Below are 11997 nucleotides of genomic sequence, written 5' to 3' on the forward strand. Positions count from 1 at the left end.
CAGCTTTTTGCAGTATTTTTGCCATGGGAGCCAACTGACATGGACCGTCTGACACGCATTTTGGCCGCACTGACCCGCTGGGGTCTGGGCCTGTGTGCGTTGGTTTTGGTGTTGATGGCGCTGTTTGTCAGCCTCGGCCGGGAGCTGACACCGCTGGTGGCCGAATACCGTGCCGATGTCGAAACCAAAGCCAGCACCGCCGTGGGCATGCCGCTGCACATCGGCGAACTGGAGGGCAACTGGAGTGGCCTCGCCCCGGTTCTGCTGGCTCATGACGTGATGGTTGGCGAAGGCTCCAATGCCTTGCGCCTGGACCAGGTGCGCGCGGTGCCGGATCTGTGGGCCAGCCTGCTGGCGCGCGAAATACGCATCGCACATCTGGAGCTCAACGGCTTGAAGATCAGCCTCAAGGAAGGCGAGGACGGTCATTGGGCGCTGGAAGGGTTGCCGGTGCGGCAGGATCAGCCGCTGGACCCGGAGCAGTTGTTCAATCGTATGCAGATGGTCCAGCAATTGTCGGTGCTCGACAGTCAGGTGACCTTGCAGCCACTGGATCAGCCGCCGCTGACCCTGACCTACGTTGGCCTCAATCTGAGAACCGGTGTGTCGCGTCAGCGCCTCGACGCCCGTTTGACCCTGCCCGATGGCCAGCCGGTTGCGATGAGCCTGCGTACCCGTATCCGCGCCAGCCAGTGGCAGGACGGCGAGGTTGAGGCTTATTTGAGCCTGCCGCAAAGCGATTGGTCGAAATGGTTGCCCGAGCGCCTGACCCAACAATGGAATTTCTCCGAGATCAAGGCCGGTGGCGAGCTCTGGGTGAACTGGAGCGAGGGCGCCCTGCAAAGCGCCGCGATCCGTTTGAACGCACCGCAACTCAAGGGCGCCTACGCCGAGCGCAAGCCAATCCAGATCAACAATCTGGCGCTTAACGGCTATTTCCAGCGCAGCTCCACGGGTGTGCTGGTGACCCTGGATTCCCTGGCGATGAGCCTGGGTGAAACTCGCTGGGAATCGAAACTGCAATTTCAACAAACCGCGGCGACCGACGAGACGCCAGAGCTTTTGCATCTGCAAGCCGACCGCATCGACCTGACGCCGCTCACCCCGTTACTGAACGCTTTGGGGCCGCTTCCGGAAGGTGTCGCTACGGCCGTCGAGCGGCTCAAGGTCACCGGGGTATTGCGCAACGTGCTGATCGACTTGCGCCCCGCGGCTACCGATGACAGCAAGTTCAGCTTTGCCGCCAATCTGGAGCGGGTCGGCTTCGACGCCTATCACGGCGCACCGGCGGCGCGAAACGTCAGTGGCAGCATCAGCGGCGATCTCGGGCAGGGTGAGTTGCGCATGGACAGCAAGGATTTCTCCCTGCACCTGGACCCGATTTTCGCCAAGCCATGGCAGTACATTCAGGCCAATGCGCGGTTGAACTGGAAGCTCGATAAAGAAGGTTTCACCCTGATCGCGCCGTACCTGAAGGTGCTGGGCGAAGAGGGCAAGATTGCCGGCGACTTCCTGATTCGCCTGCATTTCGATCACACCCAGGAAGACTACATGGACCTGCGGGTCGGCCTGATCGACGGCGACGGTCGCTACACCGCCAAGTACCTGCCGGCCGTGTTGAGCCCGGCGCTGGACGAGTGGCTGCGTACGGCGATTCTCAAAGGTGCGGTGGATGAAGGTTTCTTCCAGTACCAGGGATCGCTGAACCATGGCGCCCCGGAAACGGCTCGCAGCATCAGCCTGTTTTTCAAGGTTCATGATGCCGAGCTGGCGTTTCAGCCGGGTTGGCCGCATGTCAGCAAAGTCAGCGGCGATGTATTCATTGAAGACAGCGGTGTGCGGATTCTCGCGAACAAGGGGCGATTGCTCGACACCCAGGTCAACGACGTCTACGTCAATATTCCCCATGTGCCTGCCGGACAGAATCCTCACCTGTTCCTCGATGGCACGTTCGCCGGCGGGTTGGGCGATGGCCTGAAGATTCTGCAGGAAGCACCGATCGGCACGGCCGATACGTTCGCCGGCTGGGAGGGCGAGGGCGATCTGCAAGGCAAACTCAACCTGGATGTACCGCTGGTCAAAGGTGAGCAACCGAAAATCCTCGTCGACTTCAAGACCGACAAGGCCCGCTTGAAACTTCGCGAGCCCATCCTGGAACTGACACAACTCAAGGGCGACTTCCGCTTCGACAGCGCCAAGGGGTTGAGCGGACAGAAGATCACCGCGCGAGCGTTCGACAAGCCCGTGACCGCGCAGATTTTTGCCGATGGCAGTGCGGGCAAGCTCAACACTCGGGTCACCGCAGCGGGTCAGGTCGAGGTCAAGAAACTCACCGAGTGGCTGAACGTCACTCAGCCGCTACCGGTGTCTGGTGTGGTCCCTTATCAGCTGCAACTGAACCTTGATGGCGCCGACAGCCAATTGATAGTCAGCTCCGATCTAAAAGGCGTGGCGGTGGATTTGCCGGCGCCGTTCGGCGTGGCGGCGGATGTCGGCCGCGACACCGTGTTCCGCATGACCCTGCAAGGACCGGAGCGGCGTTACTGGGTCAACTACGGTGAGCTGGCGAACTTCACGTTTGCGGCCCCGACTGGCAACTTCGTCGACGGTCGCGGTGAGTTGTTTCTCGGCGGTGGTGATGCTGTGCTGCCCGGCAACAAAGGCCTGCGCATACGCGGTGTACTGTCCGAGCTGGATGTGTCTCCCTGGCAGGATCTTGTCAGCAAGTATGCTGGCCAGGATCCAGGCGGCAGCGCCAAGCAATTGCTCAGCGGCGCGGATTTCAAGGTTGGCAAGCTCAGCGGTTTCGGCACCACCCTTGATGAGGCGTCGGTGCAGTTGACGCGCAAGCCGGCCGCCTGGGCGCTGCAACTCGACAGTCAGCAGGCCAAGGGTACCGTCGGTATTCCCGATGCCAAAGCCACACCGATTGCGGTCAATCTGCAGTACGTACGTTTGCCGGCCCCAGACCCGACGGTGCTGGCCGACGAGAATTCGCCGGATCCGCTGGCCACCGTGGACCCGACGAAAATCCCGGCGCTGGATATCACCATCAATCAACTGTTCCAGGGCCAGGACCTGGTGGGCGCCTGGCTATTGAAAGTTCGCCCGACCGGCAAGGGCATCGCCCTCAACTCCCTGGATATGGGACTCAAGGGCATCTTCCTGCAGGGCAGCGGCGGTTGGGAAGGCGCGCCCGGCAATTCCAGCAGTTGGTACAAGGGCCGGGTCAGTGGCAAGAACCTTGCCGATGTGCTCAAGGGCTGGGGCTTTGCGCCGAGCGTCACCAGTGAAGAGTTTCACATGGATGTCGACGGTCGCTGGCCTGGCTCACCGGCGTGGCTGGCCACCAAGCGCTTCTCCGGCAGCCTCGATGCGTCGCTCAATAAAGGTCAGTTTGTTGAAGTCGAGGGCAGCGCCCAGGCTCTACGGGTATTTGGCCTGCTCAACTTCAACTCCATTGGCCGCCGCTTGCGCCTGGACTTTTCCGACCTGTTCGGCAAAGGCTTGAGCTATGACCGGGTCAAAGGGCTGTTGGTCGCGAGCAACGGGGTCTACGTGACCCGTGAGCCGATCCGGCTGACCGGCCCGTCGAGCAACCTGGAACTCAACGGCACCCTGGACCTGGTGGCTGATCAGGTCGATGCCAAGTTGCTGGTGACCTTGCCGGTGACCAACAATCTGCCGATTGCCGCGCTGATCGTCGGTGCGCCAGCCGTCGGTGGGGCGCTGTTCCTGATCGATAAGCTGATCGGTGATCGCGTGGCGCGCTTTGCCAGCGTCAGATACACGGTCAAAGGTCCGTGGAAAGAGCCGAAAATCACCTTCGACAAGCCTTTTTGAAAAGCCACTTTCCAAGCCTATGGAGTAGCATGGCCGTAAGTCCCCTGCAGGAGCTGCCGCAGGCGGCTCCTACAGGTATGTGTTGATTCCAGATAAGGAAATGGCCATGTCTGTAGCAGTCATTCAAATGGTCAGCCAGAGCGACGTGCTGGCCAACCTGTCCCAGGCCCGTCGTCTGCTTGAGCAGGCGGCGTCCGGTGGCGCGCGGCTTGCCGTGCTGCCGGAAAACTTCGCTGCCATGGGCCGTCGCGACATTGCCGACATTGGCCGCGCCGAAGCGCTGGGCGAAGGCCCGATCCTGCCGTGGTTGAAACAGACCGCCCGCGACCTCAAGTTATGGATAGTGGCCGGCACGTTGCCGTTGCCGCCGGCGGATGAACCGATGGCCAAAGCGCATGCATGCTCGTTACTGGTGGATGACCAGGGCGAGACCGTGGCGCGGTACGACAAGCTGCACCTGTTCGACGTGGACGTGGCGGACAATCGCGGGCGTTATCGCGAATCCGATGACTATGCTTATGGCAGTGGCGTGGTGGTTGCCGATACGCCGGTCGGTCGAGTCGGCCTGACGGTGTGTTACGACTTGCGCTTCCCGGAGCTGTACAGCGAATTGCGTGCTGCCGGCGCGGAATTGATTACCGCCCCGTCGGCCTTTACCGCGGTGACCGGCGCGGCCCATTGGGACGTGCTGATTCGCGCGCGGGCCATCGAGACTCAATGTTACGTGCTCGCGGCCGCCCAGGGTGGCACTCATCCGGGACCGCGAGAAACCTTTGGTCATGCCGCGATAATCGATCCATGGGGGCGCGTGCTGGCACAACAGGATCAGGGCGAGGCCGTGCTGCTGGCCGAACGCGACAGCAGCGAACAGGCGGCCATCAGGGCGCGGATGCCGGTGTCCACTCACCGGCGCTTTTTCTCGCAGGGCGCTCAGCGACCTGCATCAGAACGACGAATTTAAGGCGTAAAGCATATGAGCGAGTTGTTGTCCTCTGTCAGTGAACACCTCCTGGCGCCCGGCGGCGTAACGATCGAGAGCCTGCAAGGTGTGCTCGGCGATCTGGCCGGCCCGGGGATCGATGCCGCCGACCTGTATTTCCAGGGGCAGATTTCCGAGTCCTGGGCGCTGGAAGACGGGATCGTCAAGGAAGGCAGCTTCAACCTCGACCAGGGTGTCGGCGTGCGTGCGCAATCGGGTGAAAAAACCGGTTTCGCCTACAGCAATGCGATCACCCTCGAAGCGCTGGGCGCGGCGGCCCGTGCGGCCCGTTCGATCTCCCGGGCCGGGCAGAATGGCACCGTGCAGGCGTTCACTACCCAGGATGTCGCTCAGTTGTACGGGCCGGACAACCCGCTGGAAGTAATGACCCGCGCCGAGAAAGTCGAGCTGCTCAAGCGCATCGACGTGGCGACCCGCGCCCTCGACCCGCGTATTCAGCAAGTCACCGTGAGCATGGCCGGGGTCTGGGAGCGGATTCTGATCGCCTCCACCGATGGTGGCCTGGCGGCGGATGTGCGGCCGCTGGTGCGTTTCAACGTCAGCGTGATCGTTGAGCAGAACGGTCGTCGTGAGCGCGGCGGCCATGGCGGTGGCGGTCGTACCGACTACCGCTATTTCCTCAGCGAAGACCGCGCCATGGGTTATGCCCGTGAAGCGTTGCGTCAGGCACTGGTGAATCTGGAAGCCATCCCGGCGCCGGCCGGTACGTTGCCGGTGGTGTTGGGTTCGGGTTGGTCCGGCGTGTTGCTGCACGAAGCCGTCGGTCACGGTCTGGAAGGCGATTTCAACCGCAAGGGCAGTTCGGCCTACAGCGGGCGCATGGGCGAGATGGTTGCATCGAAGCTTTGTACCATCGTCGATGACGGCACCCTCGCCGGCCGCCGAGGTTCGCTGAGCGTCGACGACGAAGGCACGCCGACCGAGTGCACCACGCTGATCGAAAACGGCGTGCTCAAGGGTTATATGCAGGACAAGCTCAACGCGCGCCTGATGGGCGTGGCCCGCACCGGCAACGGTCGTCGCGAATCCTACGCGCACCTGCCGATGCCGCGCATGACCAACACTTACATGCTCGGTGGCGAAAGCGACCCGGCGGAAATCATCGCCTCGGTGAAAAAAGGCATCTACTGCGCCAATCTCGGCGGCGGTCAGGTGGACATCACCAGTGGCAAGTTTGTGTTCTCCACCAGCGAGGCGTACCTGATCGAAGACGGCAAGATTACCGCCCCGGTCAAAGGCGCGACGTTGATCGGCAACGGGCCGGAAGCCATGAGCCGGGTGTCGATGGTTGGTAATGATCTGGCGCTGGACAGCGGTGTGGGAACGTGTGGCAAGGATGGGCAGTCGGTGCCGGTGGGTGTCGGCCAGCCAACGCTGAAAATCGATGCGATCACCGTGGGTGGCACAGGATCGTAAGGGGCTCTTGAAAGCGTGAAGCTTCGGGTGAGTTGCGAGGCAACTCACCCGATTCGGGACTTAACGCAAACCGCGTTGAGTCTCGTCCAGCTCACGGATGTACTTGAAGATTTTACGGCTCGAAGCCGGTGGCTTGTTGGTCGCCAGTTCGTGCTGGGCCTGACGGATCAGGGAGCGCAATTGTTGACGATCGGCCTCCGGGTAATCGACGACGAACTTCTCCAGGACGGCGTCGTCGCCTGCGATCAAGCGATCGCGCCAGCGTTCCAGGCCGTGGAAACGTTCGTTGTACTGCCGGGTGGAGGCATCGAGTTGATCGAGCAGGGTGAGAATGGCGCCAGTGTCCTGATCGCGCATAAGCTTGCCGATAAACTGAAGGTGCCGTTTACGCGCGATGTTCGCGGTGTGCTTGGGCGCATCGGCCAGAGCCCGGCGCAAAGCGTCGGTCAACGGCAGTTTTGCCAGCAGGTCAGGCTTGAGTGTTGTAAGGCGCTCGCCGAGGTCAACCAGAGCATGCAGCTCGCGTTTGACCTGGGATTTGCTTTTTTCTCCCGTATCGAGGGAGTCGTCGTAAGAATCAACCATGGTGGCCGTCCGCAAAGAAACGCCGCCATGATAACCAGTCGGGGGCCGCTTGTCCGGCCCGGTCGCTCGATGACCGTTACCGAAAGCAGAATTTGAGTGGAGAACAGCATGAGTGCAGTTGAAAGCGTCGGCCCACAAGCGTTGCCGGCACTGCAAGAGCAAGTTGAGCAGATCATTGCTGAAGCCAAGCGCCAAGGCGCCAGTGCCTGTGAAGTGGCGGTGTCGCTGGAGCAGGGCCTGTCGACCACGGTGCGTCAGCGGGAAGTCGAAACCGTTGAGTTCAACCGCGACCAGGGCTTTGGCATCACCTTGTATGTAGGGCAGCGCAAAGGCTCGGCCAGCACCTCGGCCAGCGGTTCGGAAGCGATTCGCGAAACCGTCGCTGCTGCGCTGGCGATTGCCAAGCACACGTCCGAAGACGAAGCCGCAGGCTTGGCGGATGCCGCGCTGATGGCCAAGGAGCTGCAGGATTTCGACCTGTTCCACCAATGGAGTATCACACCGGAGCGAGCCATCGAGCAGGCCCTGGCCTGTGAAGCGGCGGCGTTTGCCGCCGACAGTCGGATCAAGAACGCCGACGGCACCACCCTCAGCACTCATCAGGGTTGCCGTGTGTACGGCAACAGCCACGGTTTTATCGGCGGTTACGCCTCGACCCGTCACAGCCTCAGCTGCGTGATGATCGCCGAAGCCGATGGCCAGATGCAGCGTGATTACTGGTACGACGTGAACCGGCAGGGCAATTTGTTGACCAGCCCGGAGAGCATCGGCCAGCGTGCCGCGCAACGGGCGGCGAGCCGCTTGGGCGCACGCCCGGTACCGACCTGCGAAGTGCCGGTGCTGTTTTCTGCGGAACTGGCCGGCGGTTTGTTCGGCAGTTTCCTCTCGGCGATTTCCGGCGGCAGTCTGTATCGCAAGTCTTCGTTCCTCGAAGGCACGCTGGGGCAGAAACTGTTCCCGCAATGGCTGACCATCGATGAACGTCCGCACTTGATGCGCGCTTTGGGCAGCTCTGCCTTCGACGGCGATGGCCTGGCGACCTACGCCAAGCCGTTCGTGGAAAACGGCGAGCTGGTGTCCTACGTGCTTGGCACCTATTCCGGCCGTAAGCTGGGCATGCCGAGCACCGCGAATGCCGGCGGCGTGCACAACCTGTTCGTCACCCATGGCGATGAAGATCAGGCGGCCCTGTTGCGCCGCATGGGTCGTGGCCTGCTGGTCACTGAATTGATGGGGCAGGGCCTGAACATGGTCACTGGCGATTACTCCCGTGGCGCAGCGGGTTTCTGGGTCGAGAACGGCGAAATCCAGTTCGCGGTCCAGGAAGTGACTATTGCCGGCAACATGCGCGACATGTTCAAGCAGATCATTGCGGTCGGTAATGACCTGGAATTGCGCAGCAACATTCGCACAGGTTCGGTGTTGATCGAGCGGATGACGGTGGCAGGTAGTTAAGCTGCGGTTGCTGCACAAAAAAAATGCGCCACCCGATTGGGTGGCGCTTTTTTTTTGGATCAAAATATCGCAGCTTCGTCAGCGCCTACGCATCTGTGGGCGCAACCGAAAGCCGAAATCCATTGATCTTTATTCGCCTTCGTCGAAGAAGTTGTTGATCAGCGCCACCAGTGCATCCATAGCTTCCTGCTCTTGTTCACCTTCGGTTTTCAGGTGGATTTTGGTGCCCTTGCCGGCCGCGAGCATCATCATGGCCATGATGCTTTTGCCATCGACCATCGTTTCCGGTGTACGGCCAGCTCTGATCTGGCAAGGGAACTGCCCGGCGACGCCAACGAATTTTGCAGACGCGCGGGCATGCAGGCCCAGCTTGTTGATGATTTCGATTTCCAGAGCAGGCATCGCGATGTGAATCCTTTAGCTGAGGTCGCGGTGGCGAACCTGGACGTTCTTCAGGGATTGTTGCAGGACCTGGCCCAGACGTTCGGTCAGGTAGACAGAGCGGTGATGCCCGCCGGTGCAGCCAATGGCAATGGTGACATAGGCGCGGTTGCTGGCGGCAAAGCGGGGCAGCCACTTGAGCAGGTAGGAGGAAATGTCCTGGAACATTTCCTCGACATCCGGCTGCGCCGCCAGGTAGTCGGCCACCGGTTGATCGAGCCCGGACTGTGCCCGCAGCTCCGGTTTCCAGTAAGGGTTAGGCAGGCAGCGCACGTCGAACACCAGATCGGCGTCCACCGGCATGCCACGCTTGAACCCGAAAGACTCCACCAGAAACGCAGTACCGGGCTCCGGCTGATTCAGCAGGCGCAGCTTGATGGTATCGCGCAGCTGATACAGGTTCAGATTGGTGGTGTTGACCTTGAGGTCGGCCAGGTCGGCGATCGGCCCCAGCAGATTGGTTTCGTCCTCTATCGCCTCCGCCAGCGAGCGATTGGCACTGCTCAGCGGGTGACGGCGGCGGGTTTCCGAAAATCGTTTGAGCAGGGTCTCTTCATCGGCGTCCAGATACAGCACATCGCACTGGATATGCCGGCTGCGGACTTCTTCCAGCAATTCGGGAAACCGTGACAGGTGGCTCGGCAAGTTGCGTGCATCGATGGACACGGCCACCAGAGGTTGTGCCAGTTCGGTGTGAATCAGTGCGCGTTCGGCCAGTTCCGGCAACAGACCGGCCGGCAGGTTGTCGATGCAGTAGTAGCCGTTGTCCTCGAGAACATCGAGGGCAGTGCTTTTACCTGAGCCGGAGCGGCCGCTGACGATGATCAGGCGCATGATTAGTGACCGTTTTGCTCGTCCAGGACAACCTGATACAAGGCTTCGTTGCTCGGGGCGCTGCGCAGTTTTTCACGCACTTCCTTGCGATCAAGCATGCTGGCGATCTGGCGCAGCAACTCCAGGTGCGCATCGGTGGCGGCTTCGGGGACCAGCAGTACAAACAGCAGGTCAACCGGAGCGCCGTCGATGGCGTCGAAATCGATGGGTGCATCCAGGTGCATCAAGGCACTGATGGGCGATCCGCAGCCCTTGAGACGGCAGTGGGGGATGGCGATACCGTTGCCAAAGCCGGTGGAACCGAGTTTTTCACGGGCGACCAGACTCTCGAAGACATCCTGCATGGCCAGATCCGGCACTTCGCGATGGATGAGGTTGGCAATTTGCTCGAGGGCTTTCTTTTTACTGCCGCCCGGCACGTTCACCAGGGAACGGCCGGGGGTCAGGATGCTTTCAAGTCGGATCATGGGTTGGGAGTGTTAACGACCGGTCGCGCCCTGGAGGAGGCTCTGGGTCTTTTCCTTATGCTTTTTGAGTTGTTTATCCAGCTTGTCGGTCAGTGCGTCGATCGCTGCGTACATATCGGTATGTTCCGCGTTAGCGACCACCTCATTGCCGGGAATATGCAGCGTGGCTTCGATTTTCTGCTTGAGCTTCTCGACCGTCATCGTGACCTGCACGTTGGTGATCTTGTCGAAATGCCTCTCTAATCGTTCGAGTTTTTCGCCGATGTAGGTGCGAAGAGGTTCGGTCACTTCCAGTTGGTGTCCACTGATGTTGACTTGCATACAGCTTCTCCTTCGTTGCCAGTGCATAAAGCGGTAGATCCGATGATCTACCACTGGAACGCTGTGGCGTGGCTCTACATCAACCGCTTGCGTTCGCTCGAAGGCGCGATTCCTAGGGATTCGCGGTACTTGGCGACGGTGCGGCGAGCCACCTGAATGCCTTGTGCCTCCAGTAAACCAGCGATCTTGCTGTCACTCAACGGCTTTTTCTGATTTTCCGCGGCAACCAGTTTTTTGATGATCGCGCGGATCGCCGTAGACGAGCATTCACCGCCTTCGGAGGTACTGACGTGGCTGGAAAAAAAGTATTTCAGTTCATAGATGCCCCGTGGGGTATGCATGAATTTTTGCGTGGTCACCCGTGAAATCGTCGATTCGTGCATGCCCACCGCTTCGGCGATGTCATGCAGCACCAGCGGTTTCATGGCCTCGTCGCCGTACTCCAGGAAGCCGCGTTGATGCTCGACGATCTGGGTGGCCACTTTCATCAGGGTTTCGTTGCGGCTTTGCAGGCTCTTGATGAACCAGCGAGCCTCCTGCAACTGATTACGCATGAAGGTGTTGTCAGCGCTGGTATCGGCGCGGCGTACGAAGCCGGCGTATTGGGCGTTGACCCGCAGGCGCGGCACCGACTCCTGGTTCAGTTCCACCAGCCAGCGCTCGTTGTCCTTGCGCACGATCACGTCGGGAACGACGTATTCGGCTTCGGTGGACTCGATTTGCGACCCCGGGCGCGGGTTGAGGCTCTGGACCAGTTCGATCACCTGGCGCAGTTCATCTTCCTTGAGCTTCATACGGCGCATCAGCTGGCTGTAGTCGCGGCTGCCGAGCAGGTCGATGTAATCGGTGACCAGGCGCTTGGCCTCGGTCAGCCAAGGGGTCTTGGCGGGCAGTTGGCGCAGTTGCAGCAGCAGGCATTCACCGAGGTTGCGGGCGCCGATACCGGCGGGCTCGAATTGCTGGATGCGGTGCAGGACGGCTTCGATTTCGTCCAGTTCGATGTCCAGTTCCGGATCGAAGGCCTCGAGGATTTCCTCGAGGGTTTCGTCCAGATAGCCCTGATTGTTGATGCAGTCGATCAGGGTCACGGCGATCAGGCGATCGGTGTCGGACATCGGTGCCAGGTTCAGTTGCCAGAGCAAATGGCTTTGCAGGCTTTCACCGGCCGAAGTACGGGTGGTGAAATCCCACTCGTCGTCATCGTTGCTCGGCAGGCTGCTGGCGCTGGTCTGGTAGACGTCTTCCCAGGCGGTATCGACAGGCAATTCGTTGGGAATGCGCTCGTTCCAGTCGCCTTCCTCAAGGTTATCCACCGTCGGGGCGGTTTCCTGGTAGGAGGGTTCCTGAATGTCGGTGTTGGGTTGCTGTTCGGCTTTGTCGGCCAAGGGGTCTGCGTTATCGAAGTCGTCGCCTTCTTCCTGGCGTTCGAGCATCGGATTGGACTCCAGGGCCTCCTGGATTTCCTGTTGCAGGTCCAGGGTCGACAATTGGAGCAGGCGGATGGCCTGTTGCAGCTGCGGTGTCATCGTCAGCTGCTGGCCCATTCTCAAGACTAGCGATGGTTTCATGGCAGGGGCTTAACACCTTATTCGCCGGCGCACATGCGCCATCCACTACAGGGCGCCGAAGCGCCAA

Annotated in this window: 10 protein-coding genes; 4 read left to right on the plus strand and 6 right to left on the minus strand. The window is 60.7% G+C overall.

The genetic code is table 11. The annotated features are described in order from the left end of the window. The first annotated feature begins 39 nt into the window (after positions 1-39). From AC07V0_RS06545 to tldD, 3 genes are all read left to right on the plus strand, one after another. Complete coding sequence (locus AC07V0_RS06545) at positions 40-3843, plus strand: YhdP family protein (RefSeq protein ID WP_086944702.1); 3804 nt, start codon at positions 40-42, stop codon at positions 3841-3843. Between the two features lie 106 nt (positions 3844-3949). After that, the gene (locus AC07V0_RS06550) at positions 3950-4804 is read left to right on the plus strand and encodes a carbon-nitrogen hydrolase family protein (protein ID WP_086944703.1); all 855 of its coding nucleotides are present in this window, start codon (positions 3950-3952) and stop codon (positions 4802-4804) included. A 12-nt stretch (positions 4805-4816) separates the two neighbouring features. After that, complete coding sequence (gene tldD, locus AC07V0_RS06555; protein WP_018927212.1) at positions 4817-6259, plus strand: metalloprotease TldD; 1443 nt, start codon at positions 4817-4819, stop codon at positions 6257-6259. 60 nt (positions 6260-6319) lie between these two features. Here the strand turns inward: tldD and yjgA are convergent, their stop codons facing one another. Continuing rightward, complete coding sequence (gene yjgA / locus AC07V0_RS06560; RefSeq protein WP_007941230.1) at positions 6320-6844, minus strand: ribosome biogenesis factor YjgA; 525 nt, start codon at positions 6842-6844, stop codon at positions 6320-6322. A gap of 108 nt (positions 6845-6952) precedes the next feature. Between yjgA and pmbA the strand changes: the two genes are divergently transcribed. Beyond that, positions 6953-8299, plus strand: a complete 1347-nt coding sequence (pmbA, locus tag AC07V0_RS06565) for a metalloprotease PmbA (RefSeq protein ID WP_086944704.1) — start codon at positions 6953-6955, stop codon at positions 8297-8299. A 129-nt stretch (positions 8300-8428) separates the two neighbouring features. Here the strand turns inward: pmbA and AC07V0_RS06570 are convergent, their stop codons facing one another. The 5 genes from AC07V0_RS06570 to AC07V0_RS06590 all read right to left on the minus strand — a co-directional run bounded on the left by AC07V0_RS06570 (position 8429) and on the right by AC07V0_RS06590 (position 11930). After that, positions 8429-8701, minus strand: a complete 273-nt coding sequence (locus AC07V0_RS06570) for an HPr family phosphocarrier protein (protein WP_018927210.1) — start codon at positions 8699-8701, stop codon at positions 8429-8431. A gap of 15 nt (positions 8702-8716) precedes the next feature. Further along, the gene (rapZ, locus tag AC07V0_RS06575; protein WP_018927209.1) at positions 8717-9574 is read right to left on the minus strand and encodes an RNase adapter RapZ; all 858 of its coding nucleotides are present in this window, start codon (positions 9572-9574) and stop codon (positions 8717-8719) included. Positions 9575-9576: 2 nt separating this feature from the next. Next, positions 9577-10041 carry a PTS IIA-like nitrogen regulatory protein PtsN gene (gene ptsN / locus AC07V0_RS06580; protein WP_018927208.1) on the minus strand — a complete coding sequence of 155 codons (465 nt, stop codon included), beginning with the start codon at positions 10039-10041 and terminating at the stop codon, positions 9577-9579. A gap of 12 nt (positions 10042-10053) precedes the next feature. Further along, positions 10054-10362 carry a ribosome hibernation-promoting factor, HPF/YfiA family gene (gene hpf, locus AC07V0_RS06585; RefSeq protein WP_007941242.1) on the minus strand — a complete coding sequence of 103 codons (309 nt, stop codon included), beginning with the start codon at positions 10360-10362 and terminating at the stop codon, positions 10054-10056. Between the two features lie 74 nt (positions 10363-10436). Beyond that, positions 10437-11930, minus strand: coding sequence for an RNA polymerase factor sigma-54 (locus AC07V0_RS06590; RefSeq protein WP_064620307.1), 1494 nt, complete (start codon positions 11928-11930; stop codon positions 10437-10439). Positions 11931-11997: the final 67 nt, after the last annotated feature.

The organism is Pseudomonas sp. GW821-FHT01E10, from assembly GCF_059422365.1.